Annotated in this window: 15 protein-coding genes and 1 pseudogene; 11 read left to right on the forward strand and 5 right to left on the reverse strand. The window is 63.3% G+C overall.

All coding sequences use genetic code 11. The annotated features are described in order from the left end of the window. Together C481_RS14050 and rad50 are read left to right on the forward strand one after the other, a co-directional pair. Positions 1–322, forward strand: a pseudogene (locus tag C481_RS14050) (DNA double-strand break repair protein Mre11); the annotation flags it as partial. Then, positions 319–3,084, forward strand: a complete 2,766-nt coding sequence (rad50, locus tag C481_RS14055; protein ID WP_006109905.1) for a DNA double-strand break repair ATPase Rad50 — start codon at positions 319–321, stop codon at positions 3,082–3,084. The pseudogene C481_RS14050 and the gene rad50, both read left to right, overlap by 4 nt. A 71-nt stretch (positions 3,085–3,155) precedes the next feature. Here the strand turns inward: rad50 and C481_RS14060 are convergent, their stop codons facing one another. The 3 genes from C481_RS14060 to C481_RS22245 all read right to left on the reverse strand — a co-directional run bounded on the left by C481_RS14060 (position 3,156) and on the right by C481_RS22245 (position 4,695). Next, on the reverse strand, positions 3,156–3,698 hold the full coding sequence (locus C481_RS14060; RefSeq protein ID WP_006109906.1) for a DUF7346 family protein: 543 nt from the start codon (positions 3,696–3,698) through the stop codon (positions 3,156–3,158). Next, a complete protein-coding gene (locus C481_RS14065; RefSeq protein WP_152422184.1) occupies positions 3,695–4,336 on the reverse strand; it encodes a DUF7322 domain-containing protein in 642 nt (213 codons plus the stop codon). Before C481_RS14065 ends, C481_RS14060 begins: the two co-directional genes overlap by 4 nt. A 197-nt stretch (positions 4,337–4,533) precedes the next feature. Next, complete coding sequence (locus C481_RS22245) at positions 4,534–4,695, reverse strand: DUF7331 family protein (RefSeq protein ID WP_006109908.1); 162 nt, start codon at positions 4,693–4,695, stop codon at positions 4,534–4,536. Positions 4,696–4,887: 192 nt separating this feature from the next. Between C481_RS22245 and C481_RS14070 the strand changes: the two genes are divergently transcribed. The 9 genes from C481_RS14070 (at position 4,888) to C481_RS14110 (ending at position 16,026) form a co-directional block, all read left to right on the forward strand. Next, positions 4,888–7,608 carry a DNA-directed DNA polymerase gene (locus C481_RS14070; RefSeq protein WP_006109909.1) on the forward strand — a complete coding sequence of 907 codons (2,721 nt, stop codon included), beginning with the start codon at positions 4,888–4,890 and terminating at the stop codon, positions 7,606–7,608. 216 nt (positions 7,609–7,824) lie between these two features. Continuing rightward, the gene (locus C481_RS14075; RefSeq protein WP_049904671.1) at positions 7,825–8,247 is read left to right on the forward strand and encodes a DUF5518 domain-containing protein; all 423 of its coding nucleotides are present in this window, start codon (positions 7,825–7,827) and stop codon (positions 8,245–8,247) included. A 303-nt stretch (positions 8,248–8,550) separates the two neighbouring features. Further along, positions 8,551–9,981 carry a cytochrome ubiquinol oxidase subunit I gene (locus tag C481_RS14080; protein ID WP_006109911.1) on the forward strand — a complete coding sequence of 477 codons (1,431 nt, stop codon included), beginning with the start codon at positions 8,551–8,553 and terminating at the stop codon, positions 9,979–9,981. After that, positions 9,974–10,969: a cytochrome d ubiquinol oxidase subunit II gene (locus C481_RS14085; RefSeq protein WP_006109912.1), complete on the forward strand. Its 996-nt coding sequence runs from the start codon at positions 9,974–9,976 to the stop codon at positions 10,967–10,969. Before C481_RS14080 ends, C481_RS14085 begins: the two co-directional genes overlap by 8 nt. A 207-nt stretch (positions 10,970–11,176) precedes the next feature. Continuing rightward, positions 11,177–12,091 (forward strand): ABC transporter ATP-binding protein, encoded by a 915-nt coding sequence (locus C481_RS14090; protein WP_006109913.1) that lies wholly within the window; start codon positions 11,177–11,179, stop codon positions 12,089–12,091. A gap of 61 nt (positions 12,092–12,152) precedes the next feature. Next, entirely contained in the window at positions 12,153–13,583 is a 1,431-nt protein-coding gene (gene sufB / locus C481_RS14095; RefSeq protein WP_006109914.1) for a Fe-S cluster assembly protein SufB, read from the forward strand. A gap of 1 nt (position 13,584) precedes the next feature. Further along, the gene (gene sufD, locus C481_RS14100; protein ID WP_006109915.1) at positions 13,585–14,799 is read left to right on the forward strand and encodes a Fe-S cluster assembly protein SufD; all 1,215 of its coding nucleotides are present in this window, start codon (positions 13,585–13,587) and stop codon (positions 14,797–14,799) included. A 149-nt stretch (positions 14,800–14,948) separates the two neighbouring features. After that, positions 14,949–15,443, forward strand: a complete 495-nt coding sequence (locus tag C481_RS14105) for a hypothetical protein (protein WP_006109916.1) — start codon at positions 14,949–14,951, stop codon at positions 15,441–15,443. A 154-nt stretch (positions 15,444–15,597) separates the two neighbouring features. Next, the gene (locus tag C481_RS14110; RefSeq protein WP_006109917.1) at positions 15,598–16,026 is read left to right on the forward strand and encodes a metal-dependent transcriptional regulator; all 429 of its coding nucleotides are present in this window, start codon (positions 15,598–15,600) and stop codon (positions 16,024–16,026) included. A 59-nt stretch (positions 16,027–16,085) separates the two neighbouring features. On the opposite strand, the gene C481_RS14115 is transcribed toward C481_RS14110, so the two are convergent. Beyond that, positions 16,086–17,978 carry a phospholipase D-like domain-containing protein gene (locus tag C481_RS14115; RefSeq protein ID WP_006109918.1) on the reverse strand — a complete coding sequence of 631 codons (1,893 nt, stop codon included), beginning with the start codon at positions 17,976–17,978 and terminating at the stop codon, positions 16,086–16,088. 71 nt (positions 17,979–18,049) lie between these two features. Further along, positions 18,050–19,257 (reverse strand): HEAT repeat domain-containing protein (locus tag C481_RS14120; RefSeq protein ID WP_006109919.1); only part of this gene is annotated, 1,208 nt, incomplete at its 5' end.

Raw genomic sequence — 19,257 nt, forward strand, 5'->3', positions numbered from 1 at the left:
CGGTATCGACGAGACGGTTCGCAACGACGAGTTGCCGAACTCGAACGTGCGCGAGACGGTCGAGCGCCGCGTCCGCGACCTTCTCGAGGACGATCGGGCCGCGTTCGATCCAGTCCCGGATCGCGAGCCTGCAGACGAGGACGTGACGACGGTTGCGGATCAACTCGGGGGGACGGACGCGGAGTCCGCCACAGCGGCGGCCGGCGACGAAGCGTCGAGCGAAACCACCGAGGCCGACGGTACTGCGGCGACAACCGAGGACGGAAGTCGGGCGGACGACGACGGAGAGGCGGACCACGCCTCGCTGGGTGATTTTGCATGAGGGTCGACCGAATCCGTCTGCTGAACTTCAAGTGCTACGGCGACGCCGATCTCACCCTGAAACGCGGCGTCACCGTCGTTCACGGCGTCAACGGCAGCGGCAAATCGACGCTGCTCGAGGCCGTCTTCTTCGCCCTCTACGGCTCGAAAGCGCTCGACGACCGCACGCTCGACGACGTGATCACGACCGGCGAGGAGGAGGCGGAAATCGAACTCTGGTTCACCCACGACAACCGGGAGTACCGCGTCGAGCGCCGACTCAAACTCCGCGGCGACCGGGCGACGACGACGAAGTGCGTCCTCGAAACGCCCGCCGACACCGTCGAAGGCGCACGCGACGTGCGACGGACGATTACCGAACTCCTGCGGATGGACGCCGAGGCGTTCGTCAACTGCGCGTACGTCCGCCAGGGCGAGGTCAACAAACTCATTCACGCCTCGCCGAGCGACCGCCAGGACATGATCGACGACCTGCTCCAACTGGGCGCGCTCGAGGAGTACCGCGAGCGGGCGAGCGAGGCCCGCCTCGGCGTCAAGACCGTCCTCGACGGCCAGCGCGAAGTCCTCGACGACGTCCGCTCGCAGGTCGAACAGAAAGAAACGCAGGATCTCCACGACACGCTGAACGCCCTCGAAACCGAACGCGACGAACTCGTCGACGAACTCGAGCACTACGAAACCCAGCGCGAACAGGCCGTCGACACGTTAGAGACGGCCCAGGACGTGCTCGACCGCCACGAGGAGACTCGTGAGGAGATCGAAACGCTCACCGACGCGATCGACTCGCTCCAGTCGAAGATCGGCGAAACCGAGCGACAACGCGAGACCGCCCAGAACGAGATTCGCGACCGAAAGGACACTCGCGAGAAACTCGCCGAAGAGCGCGACGACCTGCTCGCCGAACTCGATCGCGAAGTCGGCCCTGCCGGCGACACCGACGGCGACGCTGGCACCGACGACGAGACGATCGAGAGCCACATCGCCGATCTCGAAGCCCGCGACGAGGAACTCCAGGACGAACTCGCGGACGTTCGGGCCTCGATCCAGACGAAAACCGAGGAACGGGAACGGCTCCGCGAAGCGGCAGCCGATCTCGACGCGCAGGCGACCGACGCACGCGAGGACGCCGCCGAGTTCGGCGAGCGACTCGCCGACGACGAATCGGAGATAGACGCGCGCGAGGAGAAACTCGCGGACCTCGAAGACGAGATCGAATCGCTCCGAGAGCGGTTTGCGGACGGAGAGGAGACGGACGACGGCGGCAGCGACAACGACGGCGACAGCGACAACGACGCCGCAGTCGCGTTCGGCGAGACGCAGGCGCGACTCGACGAACTCGAGACGGAGCGCGAGGCGGTCGTCGCCGACCGAAACGACATCACTGCAGACATCAAGGCGGTCGACAACGCCATCGAGGAGGCGGAAGCGTTGCTCGAGGCGGGCAAGTGTCCCGAGTGCGGCCAGCCCGTCGAGAACTCGCCGCACGTCGACGTGTTAGACGAGAAACGCGAGGAACGCGCCGAACTCGCTGAGCGCCGCGCCGAACTCGAGGCCGAACGAGCCGAACTCGACGCGCGTCTCGAAGACCTTGAAGCGCTCCGCGAGGCCGAGCGGCGCGTCGAACGACTCGAAGACAACCGCGACAACGTCGCGCAACTGCTCGCCGAAAAACGGGAGGCCGTCGCTGAGCGACGCGATCAGCGGGACGCCCTTCGCGAGGAGGCTGACGACCTCGAATCCGAGGCGGAATCGAAGCGCGAGGCGGCCGACGATCTCGAATCCGAAATCGACGAGATCCGGGCGACGCTGGGCGAGATAAACGGCGACCGGAGCGCCCTCAAAGAAACCATCCAGACGCTCGAACGCGTGCGCGAAATCGCCGACGAGCGCGCCGAACTCGCGCGCGAGATCGAAACCCGCCGGGAGCGACGGGCCGACTGGCAGGAGATGAACGACGAGCGCCGCGAGACGCTCTCGACGAAACGCGACCGCAAGCGCGACCTCGACGCCGAGTTCGACGAGGACCGCGTTCAAACGGCGCGCGAAGACAAGCAAAACGCCGAGGGTTACATCGACCAGGTCGACGAGAAACTGGCCGAACTCGAGGCCGAACGCGACGATCTCCAGGGGAAGATCGGCGGCGTCGAGGAGAAACTCGACGAACTCGAGCGGCTTCGGGATCGCCTCGATACCGTCGAGCAGCGGTGTGAGACCCTCGAATCGCTGTACGGCGAGGCCGAAACCCTCCAGACGACCTACGGCGAATTGCGCTCGGAACTGCGCCAGCGAAACGTCGAAACGCTCGAACGCCTGCTGAACGAGACGTTCGAACTGGTCTACCAGAACGACTCCTACGCGGGGATCGACCTCGACGGCGACTACCAGTTGACGGTCTACCAGAAAGACGGCGAGAGCCTCGATCCCGAACAGCTCTCCGGCGGCGAGCGCGCGCTGTTCAACCTCAGCCTGCGGTGTGCCATCTATCGCCTGCTCGCCGAGGGCGTCGAGGGCGCCGCTCCGATGCCCCCGCTCATCCTCGATGAACCGACCGTCTTCCTCGACTCCGGCCACGTGACGCAACTCGTCTCGCTGGTCGAGTCGATGCGCGACCTCGGCGTCGAACAGATCGTCGTCGTCAGCCACGACCGCGAACTCGTCGGCGCGGCGGACTCGCTGGTCCGCGTCGAGAAGGATGCAACGTCGAATCGCTCGCGACTCGAACGCGGCGAGACACCCGAAACGACGCTCCTCGCGGCAGAATAACGTCACTCCAGTTCACGCTTCGTCTCTCGGCACCGATAAAAACCCGATCAACCACTCGCTACTCGGAACCGCTACGAGTCTCGCGTTTCGAGAGGCGGCTTGCGAACTGAACTCGTGTCGTCCGTCTCCGTACTCGCATCCGCACCGAGTTGTTCACCAGACTCCGAACCCGCATCGACCGCGGTATCGAATCGAATCGTTTCCAGTGCCCGTTCGCCCGTGTCCGTGAGCCGATACCCCCGCCGGCCGCCGACCCCGAGTTCAACCTCGGCGAGCAGGCCGGCGCTCGTCAGGACGGTCAATCGGCCGTGGAGATCGCTTTCACAGAACTCGCTTCCGGCGAGTATCGTCCGCACGTCGAGCGGTCCCCGGTCTGCGAGTTCAAAGAGGAGGCCGAGCGTGGCCTCGTCGTGGACGGTCGTCAGCAGCGTTCTGACGGGGCTGCTGACGACCTCGGCAACTGGAGTGAATTCCTCGTCAGCATCGACCGAATCGAGGCGGTCGTTCTGGACGTAACACTCGTTGCCGGTCTGTGGGTCCCGAACGAGGCTCGCGTGTTCGGAGCGTTTGAGAAGCAGATATCGTTTGCCGGTGTCGTCTTGGACGGTTGTCATGATCTGTCAGAGTCGCCCGGTATCCGTTGTTCGGTACCATCCCCTGAAGTACTTTTGCCAGCGTCAGTATTCCTGGCTGCCCCATCGCTGCTCGCAGGGTCTTGCTCCGAGCCGCCGGCTGTCTCGTCGTCGCTCGTGAGCTCGTCGCTGCGGGCCTGATAGGACCGATATCGGCGGTAGGCGAACCCGAAGAGAACGACACCACCGACGACGAGTCCGACGCCGTGCGTCGAGACGCCGTCGAAAAGCAAAAAGAGGAGGCCAAGCGAGAGCGCGAGAACGGCGGCGTTGATCACCAGGACGAGTCCCCAGAAGATGTTGAGGAGTTCCGATGGAACGTCGGTCTCGGTCGTCGAGACCTCCGGAATGGGAATCGAGTCGAGTTCGTGATCGGCGGCGAGGTCATCGCGGAGCGTCGAGCCGGCGTCTTCGGTCTCGACTGCTGGGATCGTCAACGAATCGCTCTCGGGATCGGTGAACTCGGCTTCGGGGTCCCACTCCTCGGTGGGATCGAACGACGACTCGCTCCCGTGTGGCTGGGAACGTTCGTTCTCGTCCGCTGTCGCGTCTCGGACCCCACTCTTGTCGTTGTCTTCGTGTGTGCGCTCGGAGTTCCCGGGGGTCCGATCGGATACCACAGGTGGGCAGAGGACGAGCATCCGCAAAAGGATTCGCGTTCGTCGGCCGCAGTTGCAACACGTAGTTCTGAGTTCAGGTGATAAGTCGCAGGTTACAGTTCACGAGTTACAGTTCGCAGGTCGCTGGTTGCAGATTACGGCTTGCCCCACAGTCGAACGCACCCGCGCCGTCTTTCGATCAGACGGCACGTCCGCGTTCAGGCGATCTCCGTAAGCACCAATGTCCGGGAGGTTTCGACCCACGCGAGCGGGTTTTGGGCATCGAAGAAGACGACGCCATCGTCAGTCTCGTAGGATTCGATCGTCGGGGACTCTACAGCGGATCCACGATCCGTCACGTCGTCGGTAGCAGTTGACATCTCGTTCACCCGAGTGCTTGGTATGTGTTACCACATTATATGTCTTTTTACCGCTGCAATATCACGTTGGAGTGGAAACCAACAAAATCGGTAGCGGCGTACGCACGGGACCCCCAGATAGCCGTCTCCACGCGGCGACGGAGCGGCGTGGATTGCAGGGGTTTTTATTCACCGGCTACAAAGCCCGATACCATGACTGAGGCGGGCCAGACCGGACTCGCGGAGTTCTCAGAGGAGTCCGCAACGCGGCCGGACGAAGAGGCAGTCGCCGTCGCGGGCAACGGTGGAACCACCACGACCGAGGTGGTAGACGTCGTCGAAGAAACCCTCCCCGAACCCGACGGTGAACTCGAACTCGCGGTGATGCAGGTCGATTACACGATCGCCGGCTACGGCGACGAGGAACGGCCGATCATGCACGTCTTCGGGCGGACGACCGAGAACGAACTCGAACACGTTCAGTTCGTCGGCTTCCGACCGTACTTCTACGCGCCAACCGAGACCCTCGACCGCCCGCCCGCGGAACAGTACGATCGGCTCACGGGCAGCGAAACCGAAGACGAGAACGGCGAGTCCTACGAGAGCATCCGCGGCGAGCGACTCACGAAAATCTTCGGCCAGACGCCCCGTGACGTGGGACAGATCAGGGACGACTTCGAGCACTACGAGGCCGACATCCTGTTCCCGAACCGGTTTCTCATCGACAAGGACGTTCGCAGCGGGATTCGCATCCCCGAGCGCCGAGCGGAGGACGGCTCGCTCGTCGTTCCCCACGACGAGGTCGCGGCCGTCGACGTCGACGCCGATCCCCGCGTCTGTATGTTCGACATCGAGGTCGAGGACCGCCACGGCTTCCCCGAAGACGGCGAAGAGAAAATCCTCTGTCTCACCAGCCACGATTCCTACCGCGACGAGTACGTCATGTGGATCTGCGAGGCCGACGAGGGCGACGGTGAGATCCCCGCGGCGATCGATGAGTACGACCCGATCGAGAGCGGGATCGACCACACGATCCGGAGCTTCGAGACAGAGGAAGCGATGCTCGAGGCGTTCATCGAGTACGTCTCCGAAACGGATCCCGACGTGCTCACCGGCTGGAACTTCGAGGACTTCGACGCGCCGTACTTCCTCGACCGACTCGAAGAACTCCAGGGCTCACACCACGAGTTCGATCTCTCGACCGACCGCCTCTCGCGCGTCGACGAGGTCTGGCGAAGCGGCTGGGGCGGCCCGGATATCAAGGGCCGAGTCGTCTTCGACCTGCTCTATGGCTACCAGCGGATGGTCTTCTCCGAACTCGATTCCTACCGGCTCGACGCGGTCGGCGAAGCCGAGTTAGGGGTCGGCAAGGAGCGTTACGCCGGCGACATCGGCGACCTCTGGGAGGACGACCCCACACAATTGCTCGCGTACAACCTCCGGGACGTGGAACTCTGCGTTGAACTCGACCGCCAGCAGGAGATCATCCCGTTCTGGGACGAGGTGCGCTCGTTCGTCGGCTGTAAACTCGAGGACGCGCCGACGCCCGGCGACGCGGTCGACATGTACGTCCTCCACCAGGCCTACGGCCAGTTCGCGCTGCCCTCGAAGGGCCAACAGGAGGCCGGCGAGGAGTACGAGGGCGGTGCGGTTTTCGAACCGATCACGGGCGTCAAGGAGAACGTCACCGTGCTCGACCTGAAGTCGCTGTACCCGATGTGCATGACGACGATCAACGCGTCGCCGGAGACGAGGGTCGATCCCGAAGCCTACGACGGCGAAACCTACGTCGCACCCACCGGGACCCACTTCCGAAAGGAACCCGACGGCGTAAACCGGGAGATGATCACCGAACTTCTCGCCGAGCGCGAGGAGAAAAAGGCGCTGCGAAACGAGCACGAACCCGGCACGCCCGAGTACGAACAGTACGACCGCCAGCAGGGCGCGGTGAAGGTCATCATGAACTCGCTCTACGGCGTGTCGGGGTGGGAGCAGTTCCGACTCTACGACAAGGAAGCGGCCTCGGCGATCACCGCAACCGGCCGCGAAGTGATCGAGTTCACCGAGACTGCCGCGGACGAACTGGACTATCAGGTTGCATACGGAGACACCGACTCGGTCATGCTCGAACTCGGCCCGGACGTGTCCAAGGAGGACGCGCTCGAGCAATCGTTCGACATCGAGGAGTACATCAACGGCCGCTACGACGACTTCGCACAGGAGGATCTGAACGCCGAGGAACACCGCTTCCAGATCGAGTTCGAAAAACTCTACCGGCGCTTCTTCCAGGCCGGCAAGAAGAAACGCTACGCCGGCCACATCATCTGGAAGGAAGGCAAGGACGTCGACGACATCGACATCACCGGCTTCGAGTACAAACGTTCGGACATCGCTCCGATTACGAAGGAGGTCCAGCACCGCGTTATCGAGATGATCGTCCGCGAGGGCGATATCGAAGGGGCGAAAGAGTACGTCAACGGCATCATCGAAGACGTTCGCGCAGGTTCGGTTTCGCCCGAGGAAATCGCCATCCCCGGCGGCATCGGCAAGCGATTGGACAACTACGACACCGATACGGCCCAGGTTCGCGGCGCGAAGTACGCCAACCGACTCCTCGGTACCAACTTCCAGCGCGGCAGCAAGCCGAAACGGCTCTACCTCGATCGGGTCGATCCCACCTTCTTCGAAGCACTCGAAGCCGAGGAGGGACTCGACGCGCGAACCGATCCGATCTACGGCGCGTTCAAGCGCGACCCCGACGTGATCTGTTTCGAGTACGAGGACCAACTTCCCGAGGAGTTCGAGATCGACTACGACACGATGTTAGAGAAGACGCTGAAGGGACCGATCGAGCGGATTCTCGAGGCACTCGGCGTCTCCTGGGAGGAGGTAAAGAGCGGCCAGGAGCAGAAGGGGCTGGACAGTTTCATGTGACCGCCTCGGGGACGCACGTCACCGTCGTCGATATGCGTTCTGCCGGTTGTTTTGATTCGGTAGAGGGCGTCGTACGCCGCCGCTCACGAGACTGATCGTAGCCGTCCGATAACGATTGATCGAGGAATAGATTTGCAACGGTACTTGAATAGTCGTTGAAACCAATCGTCCGGTCAATCGAAATGCTTGTGATACTGACACCCATTAGAGATGAGTATGGTATCTCCCCTCCGCATCCACACGCTCCCTGCAGCGTGGCGATTTGCGCTCATCGGTGCGCTGGCCTCGCTACCCGCCATCGCCGTATTGGAGCGGCTGCCAAACTCGGAGGCGACCATCGGCGGCGGGATCATGATAATCGGAGCGTTCATCGCGGGAGTCGTCGCTGCACTCCGATCGTCAGACCCGAGTGCTGCTGGACTTCGCGCTGGTCTTCTTGGTAGCACTATCGGACCGCTCGTATTCCTCGTGACGGCAGGGACGACGGCGACGTGGTCGCTCTCCAGAGTCGTCTTTTTCGTCTTCGCCGGTGGGCTAACAGTGTGCGCCTCGGTCCTATTCGGCGTCGGATTCGGTCGTGTCGGCGGCTGGATGGCAAACACCGTTTCTGGGGAGCCGACCAGCGCAAACGCATCATAGTACTCCTGCGCCAAACCGGTAGTCGGAACTCCTGTACCGAAAGAACGGCAGGAAATACAGCAGTAGCGGCTCGTTCTATGACGTTCCCTCGGTATGCAACGACTCCCGTGCGATCCATCGTCCGAGATAGATCACCGGCACACGGCATCCGTCTGGGTCGATAAGGCACAATAGAGAGCCGCACCAGACGATACATGCCGTTACTGGGCCAAGATTTAGCCGTCGACATGGTCCCTTCCAATCGGGTTCCGGTCGTCGTGTTACAGCGCCGTGACTACCCCGTTCGGGTGGGGGTGGACTAACGTGCTCGATCCCGTCGTCGCCGGCCGCGCCCAATTTGCGGTGGCGCTGACGATCCACATCATTTTTGCAGCGCTTTCTGTCGGTCTCGGTCCGTTTCTCGTCTACTTCGTCGTGCAGGAGATCCGAACCGGCAAGCAGCGGTACGTCCGACTCCGCGAGTTCTTCACGAAGGTATTCGCGCTGGGATTCGTGATGGGGACGGTCACGGGGATTCCGCTCGGGTTCATGTTCGGGACGAACTTCGCGTCGTTCTCGAGGGTCGCGGGCGAGCTGATCGGCGGTCCGCTCTCGTTCGAGGCCAAGATGGCGTTCTTCCTCGAAGCGGCCTTCCTCGGTATCCTGCTGTACGGCCGCGAGCGCGTCCCGGAGTGGTTCTACGCCCTCTCGTCCGGCTTCGTGGCGCTCGGTGCTTGGCTGTCGGCGTTCTGGATTTTGGTCGCGAACGCTTGGATGCAGACGCCGCGGGGCTACGAACTCGTCGAGCGCGGCGGGAGGACCGTCGCCCAGCTTACCGACCCCATGGCGGCGTTTTTCACGCCGCGACTGCCGTGGCTGTTCGTCCACATGCAGTCGGCCGCGATCATCTCCGTGACGCTAGCGATCGCCGGTATCGCGGCGTACTTCGTCTACCACAACCGCGACAGCGAGGTCTGGAACACGGCGTTACGCGCCGCGGTCGTGGTGTTGCTGGTCATGTCCGTGTTTCAAGTGTTCCACGGCGACCTCTACGCGCGCCACGTCGCCGACACGCAGCCCCAGAAGTTCGCCGCGATGGAGGCGCAGTACGAAACGTCGACGGGGGCGGACCTCCACGTGATCGCGGTACCGACGAGTGTCGACGCCCTGGACGATCCGCGCGCCGAAAACCTGTTTACGATCAACATCCCGAATCTGGCCTCGTTCCTCGCAAGCGGGGGTGATCCGTCCGCCGAAATTACCGGCTTGAACGAGTTCAACTACGACTCCCCGCCGGTCGCGCTGGTCTTCTGGTCGTTCCGCATCATGGTCGGGCTCGGGTTCTGGTTCGTCGGCCTCGGCGTCTGGGGCGGCTATCGGCTCCTCCGGGGCGGCATCCGGGCCAGCGACCGGTATTTGATCGCCCTGATGTGCTCTGCACCGCTCGGATTCACCGCGTTGATCACGGGCTGGTACGTGACCGAAGTCGGCCGCCAGCCGTGGATCATTCAGGGCGTATTGCGAACGTCCGAGGGAGCGACGATCGGCCTCTCCTCGGCCGAAGCGACGCTTTCCCTGCTCGGCGTGGCCGCCGTCTACGGCACGGCGCTCGTGACGTTCTGCTATCTCGTCCGCCAGTACGTCCGTTCGGAACGCGAGCGGTTGCTGCCGCCGACGGCGGGCGACGGCGATTCGGGACCCGACTCCGGCTCGAACTCGGATGCTGGCCAGCAGGTGGTGGGTTCAGATGACTGAACTCGTCTCCATGTCATCCGTCCAGTATCCCGTCGAATCGCTGCCCGAACTCTGGTTCGCGTTCGTCTTTGCCGTCCTCGGCGCGTACCTGCTGCTCGACGGCTTCGATTTCGGCGTCGGCATGCTCTACGCCCGCGCGGACGGCGATGAGCGAGAGACGATGCACGCCGCGTTCGGCCCGGTCTGGAAGGCCAACGAGGTGTGGCTCGTCCTGTTCGGGACCGTCCTCTTCGCGGCGTTTCCGGCCGTCTATGCGAATCTCCTCTCGCGGCACTACCTGTTGATCTTCGCGATTCTAGCCGCGCTCGTCCTCCGGGGCATCGGCTCGAAGCTCCGCGAGGAACGCGATTCGGACCGCTGGCACCGCGTCTGTGACCGCTCGTTCGTCGCCGGCAGTACGCTCGCGCCCTTTTTCCTCGGGATGCTCGTTGCGAACTGGCGGTTCGGGCTCGAATCGACGGTCAACGGGACGGCGATCGCCGTCGGCCTCCTCCTCGTAACGCTCTCGATCGTCCTCGGCGCGTCGTTCCTGACGATCAAGACCCGCGGCGACCTCCGGCGGACGATGCGCCGGTACGGCCGCCTCGGATCGGTCGGGTACGTCGCCGTCTCGCTCGCGACGATCGGCTATATCGCCCTCGCCGAACCCGGCGGGTCGCCGGTGCCATCGACCGCCGAAACGGCCGTCGCCATCGGCGGAACGATCGCGTTCGCGGCGCTCGGTATCGTCGCGAACCGCCGCCGGCAGGACTACGGCTGGGCGCTCTCGGTCGCGGGACTGGCGCTCGTCTTCGTCGTCTTTCTCGCCTGGACGATGCTCCCGGCCGTCGACCCGGCCGCCGCACTGTCGATCCGCGAGGCCGTCGTCAGTCCGGTCGCCCTCACGGTGAACTCGGTCGTCGCCGTCACGTTCGTGCCGCTTATCGTCGGCTACTTCGTGCTCCTGTATTCGGTCTTTAGCGGCCCAGCGACCGCGGGCGACTACTGATATATCTCGCCCCTCTCGGGGCTCTCGACCCGCCTTTCGACCGTCACTATCGCCGTCCTCGAACCCCGTTCTCTCCCGGTCAAAGTACGCACTCTCGAAATATCGATTTCCGCAATCGGAAAATATTCTATCGAATTCCGCACCGTATACAGTCGGATACGAAACCGTTATCAGTCGGACGACCCACGATTCACACGACAGAGTACTATGGCACGCCTCGAACTATCCAACCTGCACGCAGAAGTAGCAGATGCCGACGAGAAGATCCTCGAGGGCGTCGACCTCGAGGTCGAGTCGGGCGAAATCCACGCCCTGATGGGACCGAACGGCTCCGGAAAGTCGACGACCGCGAAGGTCATCGCCGGCCATCCGGCCTACGAAGTCACCGAGGGCGAGGTCCTGCTCCACATCGAGGACGACGAGTTCGGCGAGGACATCGAGATCGACGAGGACCAGCGCACCTGGGACCTGCTCGATCTCGAGCCTAACGAGCGCGCCGCGCTCGGCATCTTCCTCGGCTTCCAGTACCCCGCCGAGATCGAGGGCGTCACGATGACGAATTTCCTGCGAACGGCACTCAACGCCAAGATCGAAGAACGCGAAGAACTCTTCGAGGAGGAAGGCGAGGACGGCGACGAGGACGAGGCGGAAGACGAGGGCTTCGAATCCTCGCCGATGGAAGGCCCCGCGGACGAGGGCGAAATCGGCGTCGCCGAGTTCCAGGAAATCCTTCAGGAGAAGATGGAACAGCTCGAGATGGACGAACGCTTCGCCCAGCGGTACCTCAACGCCGGCTTCTCCGGCGGCGAGAAGAAGCAAAACGAGGTTCTGCAGGCTGCCATCCTCGAGCCGTCGATCGCCGTCCTCGACGAAATCGACTCCGGGCTCGACATCGACCGCCTGCAGGACGTCTCGAACGGGATCAACGCGCTGCGCGACCAGCAGGGGACCGGTATTCTCCAGATCACCCACTACCAGCGTATCCTCGACTACGTCGAGCCGGACCACGTCCACGTCATGCTCGACGGCAAGATCGCAAAGAGCGGCGACGCCTCGCTGGCGGAAGAACTCGAGGACAAGGGGTACGACTGGGTCCGCGAAGAGGTCTACGGCACCGCGTAACCGGATTTGGCTAGAACAACCGTAATAACGCTACAGCCGTAAACACGACTACATACAAACCATGAGTTCAGAACAAGATCACCTCAAAGAAACTGACACCGAGGCGCGGTTCGAGTTCAAGAAAGAACAGAACGCCGCCGTCAAGTCCGACAAGGGGCTGACCGAGGAGATTATCCGGATGATCTCCGAGGACAAGGACGAGCCCGACTGGATGTTAGAGCGGCGACTCCGCGCGCTCAAGCAGTACCAGAATATGCCGATGCCGACGGACTGGCCGGGGCAGCCGGACCTGACCCAGCTGGACGTCGAGGAGATCGTTCCCTACATCCGCCCTGACGCCGACAAACGCGAAGGCGTCGACGACTGGACCGACCTTCCCGACGAGATCAAGGACACCTTCGACAAATTGGGCATCCCGGAAGCCGAGAAGAACGCCCTCTCGGGCGTCGGTGCGCAGTACGAGTCCGAGGTCGTCTACCAGAACATGCAAGAGCAGTGGGAGGAGAAGGGCGTCATCTTCTGCAACATGGACAAGGCCGTCCAGGAGCACCCCGAGCTCGTCAAAGAGCACTTCATGACGACCTGCGTGCCGCCGAGCGACAACAAGTTCGCCGCGCTGCACGGGGCCGTCTGGTCGGGCGGCTCGTTCGTCTACGTCCCCGAGGACGTCACCGTCGAGATGCCAGTTCAGGCGTACTTCCGGATGAACTCGGAAGGGATGGGCCAGTTCGAGCACACGCTCATCATCGCCGAGGAAGGGTCGGAAGTCCACTACATCGAGGGCTGTTCCGCACCGAAGTACGGCACCCACAACCTCCACAGCGGCGGCGTGGAAGTATTCGTCGGCGAAGACGCTCACGTGCAGTACTCCACGGTGCAGAACTGGTCGAAAAACACCTTCAACCTGAACACCAAGCGTGCCATCTGCGAAGAAAACGGCACGATGGAGTGGGTCTCCGGCAGCATGGGATCGAAAGCGACCATGCTCTATCCGTGTACGATCCTCAAGGGTCGCGGCGCGACGGACACCCACATCACCATCGCCTTCGCGGGCGAGGGTCAGGACATCGACACCGGCGCAAAGGTCTACCACAACGCGCCGGACACGAGTTCGACAATCGAGTCCAAGTCGATCTCCAAGGACGGTGGCCGCACTAACTACCGCGGCCTCGTCCACATCGCCGACGGCGCGGAGAACTCCTCCACCGCCGTGGAATGTGACGCACTGATGTTCGACAACGAGTCCACCTCGGACACCATGCCGTACATGGAGATCGAGGAATCGAAGGTCGACGTCGCTCACGAGGCGACCGTCGGCAAGATCGGCGACGAGGACATCTTCTACCTCCAGTCGCGCGGACTGGACGACGACGACGCCAAGAAGATGATCGTCGCCGGCTTCATCGAGCCAATCACGGAGGAACTGCCCATCGAGTACGCGGTCGAACTCAACCGCCTCATCGAACTCGAGATGGAAGGTAGTCTCGGATAATATGAGCACGCAGGTACACGCTAATCTGACGGAAGAACAGGTCCGCCAAATCAGCGGGGACTTGGACGAGCCCGAGTGGCTCCTCGAGACCCGCCTCGAGGCCCTCGACGCGCTCGCCGACCTCGAGATGCCCGATGTCATCCGGACACCGGGTCGGGACTGGACGAATCTCCACGAACTCGACTTCGAGTCGTTCGTCGACCCGCTGAACGCCGCCGAGGACAAGGATCAGATCGGGCCGGCCGACGCCGAGGTCCTCTCCTGGTCCGAGGCCGTCGCAGCGCACGAAGACCTCCTGCAGGAACACTTCGGCTCCATCGTCGACCCGCAGGAGAACTACCTGACGGCGCTCTCGACGGCGCTGTTTAGCACCGGGACCGTCGTCTACGTCCCCGAGGGCGTCGACGCCGAGGACGTGACGATCCGAACCGAACAGAACTCGCAGTCGCTGTTCAACTACACGCTCGTCGTCACCGAGGAATCGAGTTCGGTTACGATCCTCGAACGGCAGTCGACGGGCCAAGAACAGGACGAACAGTACTACAGCGGGGTCGTCGAGGTCGTCGCCGGCGAGAACAGCAACGTCCAGTACGGCAGCCTCCAGAATCTCTCGGAGGAGGCCTACAACTTCACCGTCAAGCGCGCTGACGCCGGCACCTACGCCACGGTCGACTGGATCGAGGCGAACCTCGGGACGCAACTGACCAAGACCGAGGTCTCGACCGAACTCAACGGCGAGAGTTCGGAGACGCAGATCGTCGGTGCGTTCTACGGCCACAACGACCAGCACTTCGATCTCGACGCGAAGGTCTGGCACCGTGCAGAGCACACGACGGCCGACCTCGTCACCCGCGGAGTCACCGACGACATCGCCCGCTCGGTCTACGAGGGCGTCCAGGATGTCGGCAGCGAGGCCTGGGACACGAGTTCGTATCAGCGCGAGAATACGCTGATGCTAAGCGACGAGTCCGAGGCCGACGCTTCGCCGAAGCTGATCATCAACAATCACGACACCGAGGCCTCCCACAGCGCCACGGTCGGTCAGATCGACCAGGAGGACCTGCTGTACATGACCTCCCGCGGTGTCAACCCGCGTGCCGCGCGGAACATGCTCGTCGAAGGCTTCTTCGTGCCGGTCTTCGAGGAGATCGCGGTCGACGAACTGCGCGAGGACTTAGAGGACCTGATCGCGACGCGGCTGCACAAGCGAGACTAACTCGCTGCACCGCTGTTTCTGTTTTTACGCGCCAGTCGAAGCAGTCGAAGACGGTAGTCGGTTCGTTCTGGTGGCAGAAGAGAACGGGCACAGAGATAGAGAGCGCGCGAGTAGGGACGATTAAGTAGCCGCGGCCCTGACGCCGTAGCATGAGTCTGGGACAGCGCGTCTCGAACGACCGGCAACTCACGCGACTCCTACAAATCGGGGTCGTGCTGGAGGAGGTCGTCGAGTCACGCGCCGCCCACCACCTCGAGACCTTACCCCCCGACGAACGGGATGCGGTCGACGGGGAGGTGGAAACGTTACTCGTCGACGCCGCCGAGGAGTCGGCCGATCACCGTGAACGCCTCGAAGCACTGATCGACGATCTCGAGGCGGAAACGGTCTCTTACGAGGAGATCAACACGCTCGTCGACGCCCAGTACGGTCCGCCCGAGGATACGGACGGTGTCCTCTACGATCAGTTGGCAAACGAGGAAACGGCGTACAAGTTCTACGACGACCTGATCGCCGCGATCGACGCCTCCGAGACCGAGTTCGCGGTCGACCGTGGCCGACTGCTCGACACCCTCACGACGATCCGCGAGGAGGAAAAGGAGGGGGCCGAGGAAGTAACCGAAATTATGGAGCGCAGAGCATGATGACGCCGGTAGTTCCGAGGGTGGCGGTTGCAACGTTCGGAACCGGGAACGGCACCAGGAACGAAAACCCCGTCTGGACGCTGTCCACGACCGACGGCGAGCGCAGTCGAACCGATACTATCACCGCCACGCGCATTAGCGACGGAGGGACGCGATGAACACGGCAGACCAATATCTCAAAGCAATCTATCTCGCACAACGGATCGAAGAGGGCCCTGCCTCGACGGGAACGCTTGCAGACCTGCTCGAAGTCAGCCCGGCAAGCGTCAACGAGATGGTCGGCAAACTCGAGGATCGTGAACTCGTCGAACACGAGAAGTACAAGGGAGCTACCCTGACCGATGAAGGCCTCGAACGCGCTCACAACGCGCTCCAGACCTACTGTATCATCGAACGATTCCTCACCAACGTACTGGAAGTCGACGAGTTCCGCGAGGAAGCCCGCGCGCTCGAGAGCGTGATCGACGATACGGTTGCCGAGCGTCTGGATACGATTATCGACCGCCCGGCGCAGTGTCCGGACTGTTTCGATGCCGAGCAGGACCACTGTGAACTGCTCGAGAGTGGCGACCACGCGAAGTAAAGGAGCCTCGTTCTCGTTGTTGCGTGTTCGTGGTTCGTGGCGGCAGTCAGTGCTGGCACTCACTCATCAGTCCGCGTGCCACTCACAGCAGCAGCGTCGTCGCCGAAGCGGATGTACCGTCGCCCGATGAGTGCTGCGAGGACGAGCGCAACGGTGCCGATGAGGACCGTTCCGATCGGCAGTGACCACGTGTCACCGCTCCAGTCGGCCTCGAAAACCGTTGCATAGTAGCTCGCCGCGTCCGATCCGTGCACTGCGAGCAGGACCTCGCGATTGTTTTCGAAGGAGTTTGCGTTCCAGTTGGCGCTGCCGATGACGGCGGTTTCGCGGTCGATGACGATTCCCTTCGCGTGAATCTTCTCGAAGCGATCGGTATCCGCGACGAGTCGAACCTCGATCGGGAGATCCTCTCGTTCCGCCAACTTCCCGAGTTCAGTTGCCAGCGCCTCGTTGTCCTCCTCGTTGTACCACGTCGAATCGAGCAGAATGCGAACCGAAACGCCGCGGCGTGCGGCGTCGACCGTCGTCTCGAGCAGCGAGAGGTCGCCGTCGATGCTGGCCTGGGTGATGAGAATCTCCTCGTCGGCCTCGGCGAGAAGCGTCTGGACGCGGCGTTCGGCGTTGTCGGGCGCGATCAGCAGTTCGGCCGACTCGACGGATCGTCGTTCGGCTTCGTGTGCTGTCGGATACGATGGCGATGACGATGACGATGGTGACGCAGTGAACTCGTCGTCTTCCTCGACGAACGACGTCTGAACCGCGTATTCTGCCCCTGATTCGGTATCCCAGCCGCTGAAGTCGGCTTCGAACACGGTCGCGAGTTCAGTCGCGAGGGTCTCGTCTGCCAGCCGAACGCCCCAGCCGCGGCTCGACTCGCCGCCGACGCCGGAGGGAGCCCAATTCTCGGTCGTCACCAAAACCGTGTCGTCGGCGACGGCGTATTTCGGGTGGTGAAACCGGTAGCGGGCACCTTCGCCGCCGGTCGCACGGACATCGATCCCGTTTTCGGTCAGCGTCCCGAGCACGGGTTCGGTTGCGGCCGGTGTGCCGCCGACGGGGCTGGCTTCGAGGAGGACGGCCACGTCGACGCCGCGGTCGGCCGCGGCGACGAGTTCGGCGGCGACGGATTCGGAGGTGATCGTGTAGCCGGCGAGCAGGAGGCGGTCGTCGGCCTCGCGAATGGTGTCGAGCGGCACGGCCGGGTCGTCGGGGAGGACGAACGTTGTGGCCGTGCCGCCGTCGCTGCGCGAGACGGGGAGACAGGTTGCCTCGTAGGGCCACCACTGCCCGGTTACGTCGGCGTCAGCGGTGTTCGTAGCGGTGCCAGCGCCGAGGGTGTCGGTGTTGGTTCCCGAATCCGCATCCGGTCCTGTCTCTGTCCCTGTATCAACGCCTGCACCTTCACTCTCGGTTCGATACCACCGCTGTGCGGGCGGAGCGCGGTCGTATGCCACCGAATCGAGTACCGTCGATCCGTTTCGCAGTTCGAGTTCGTCGCCGTCGACGGCGAATCGAACGATCCCCTCGAGTTCGAGTACCGGATCGTCGGTGAGTGATTCAGCGGCGGACGAGTTCGCGGTCAGGGCGACGCGACCGGAGACGGTTTCGTTCGGGAGCGCGGCGGTGGTGTGGCCGTCGGTGAGCGTCCAGTTGCCGACGCCGGTGTTCGGCGGCGTTTCGAGCACGACGAACTCGCCGGCGTTCCCCTGAGTCGTCGGATTCGGCGCGAGTTCGACGAGTCGAGGCCGGGTGACGGTCTGTCCCGCGGCCGTCGAGGGAGCTGAACTCGTCGAAGCGGCCACGGGACAGGCGAGGTCGTCGCTCGCAGTGACACCAGCGCTGTGAGTCGCTGCTGGAGCGCCGTCGGAGACGCCCCACGCGCCGGCGGAGAGTCCGGTGAGCAGGCTACAACTCACGAGCAGGACGAGCGCGACCGACCGGCGAGTGGACATCACCCGGTTTGGCCGCGTCTTCGTACTTAAACTGTAAGAACCGGCGACAAAACGGAGCGACGAACGTGGGGTTAGGCGACCGGTTCGGGATCGGCGTGTTCGGCCTCAGCCTGGACGAGGTACGCCCGGTCGTCATCGTACTCGGCGACGATTTCGAGCGCGTCGCTCGTTCCGATCCGGTTGAGCGCCCACGCGGCGCTCGCGCGAACTCTGTCTTCCTCGTCGTCCGCGAGCACGTCCGCGAGCGGGTCGATCGCGCGGGTATCGCCGATCAGTCCGAGCGCGCGCGCGGCCCAGCTTCGCACGTCGGGGTTGTCGGCGACGAGTTGGTTGGCGAGCGGTTGAACGGCCGCCTCGGCACCGATCTCGCCGAGCGCTCTGAAGGTCGGTTTCTGGAGGGTCGGGTTCGAGTCGACGTAGTCGAGCAGGGCATCGACGACATCGTCGTCCGCGACGCCGATCTTGCCGAGAATGCTGATCGCCTGTTCGTCGCGTCGGCCGGCCTTCTGAACCATCGGATCGATGGCCTCCTCGGGACCCATGCGGGCGAGCGCCTCGAGGCAGTGATTCTCCATGAACTCCGACCCCAGACTCTCGTAGGCCAGCAGGATCATGTCGACGTTGCCGCGCTTCTCGTGAACCTTGAGGGCGTGCCACTCGGGGGGAAAGTCCTTGACGTGGTCGAGCACGTCGTAAAAGCCCTCCCGGCGAAGCTGTTCGCGGACCTCGAGATCGGTCCACTCCGTCGCGTCGTCGATGGCCCCCTGGAAGTCGTCGGTCGCTTCGAGCAGTCCGGCGATCGTCCCCGCGTCTTCGTCGGCATCGAGTTCGGCGTCTTCGACGGCGGCGACGGCGTCGTCGAGCGTGTCGGCCAGTCGGTCGGGCGTGTCTGCATCGGCCTCGTCCGTCGACAGCGCGACGGATGAACCCAGAATCTCGTTGAACTCGCCGAGGTAGTCATCGGCGGCGACGAGGAGTTCGTCGCGACCTTCCGCGGTCCAGCGCGTGCCCGTGATCGTGCCGCTGGCGTCTTCGATTTCGCCGACCACGTCCTCGCCGTAGGGACCGCGCTGATCCTCCAGATCGGATTCGAGATCCGAGAGGTCGCTCTCGATCTCGTCGTAGGTCTCTTGGAGTTCCTCCTCGGGTGCGGGTTCGTCGTCCTCATCCTCGTCTTCTTCCTCCTCGTCCTCCGTCTCCGGCGGCTCGGGAATTTCGACCGCTTCGAGTTCGGGACGGAACGCCTCGAGGTCGGCTTCAACGTCATCGAGATCGTCCT

The organism is Natrialba asiatica DSM 12278 (assembly GCF_000337555.1).
In the GTDB taxonomy this organism is placed as follows: domain Archaea; phylum Halobacteriota; class Halobacteria; order Halobacteriales; family Natrialbaceae; genus Natrialba; species Natrialba asiatica.

Excerpts from the sequence above, each read along its gene's own strand:
- C481_RS14090 (WP_006109913.1), top strand. The coding sequence starts at position 11,177 with ATGGCACGCCTCGAACTATCCAACCTGCACGCAGAAGTAGCAGATGCC.
- sufD (WP_006109915.1), top strand. The coding sequence starts at position 13,585 with ATGAGCACGCAGGTACACGCTAATCTGACGGAAGAACAGGTCCGCCAA.
- C481_RS22245 (WP_006109908.1), bottom strand. The coding sequence starts at position 4,695 with ATGTCAACTGCTACCGACGACGTGACGGATCGTGGATCCGCTGTAGAG.
- C481_RS14070 (WP_006109909.1), top strand. The coding sequence starts at position 4,888 with ATGACTGAGGCGGGCCAGACCGGACTCGCGGAGTTCTCAGAGGAGTCC.
- C481_RS14110 (WP_006109917.1), top strand. The coding sequence starts at position 15,598 with ATGAACACGGCAGACCAATATCTCAAAGCAATCTATCTCGCACAACGG.
- C481_RS14075 (WP_049904671.1), top strand. The coding sequence starts at position 7,825 with ATGGTATCTCCCCTCCGCATCCACACGCTCCCTGCAGCGTGGCGATTT.
- sufB (WP_006109914.1), top strand. The coding sequence starts at position 12,153 with ATGAGTTCAGAACAAGATCACCTCAAAGAAACTGACACCGAGGCGCGG.
- C481_RS14105 (WP_006109916.1), top strand. The coding sequence starts at position 14,949 with ATGAGTCTGGGACAGCGCGTCTCGAACGACCGGCAACTCACGCGACTC.
- C481_RS14060 (WP_006109906.1), bottom strand. The coding sequence starts at position 3,698 with ATGACAACCGTCCAAGACGACACCGGCAAACGATATCTGCTTCTCAAA.
- C481_RS14085 (WP_006109912.1), top strand. The coding sequence starts at position 9,974 with ATGACTGAACTCGTCTCCATGTCATCCGTCCAGTATCCCGTCGAATCG.
- C481_RS14115 (WP_006109918.1), bottom strand. The coding sequence starts at position 17,978 with ATGTCCACTCGCCGGTCGGTCGCGCTCGTCCTGCTCGTGAGTTGTAGC.
- rad50 (WP_006109905.1), top strand. The coding sequence starts at position 319 with ATGAGGGTCGACCGAATCCGTCTGCTGAACTTCAAGTGCTACGGCGAC.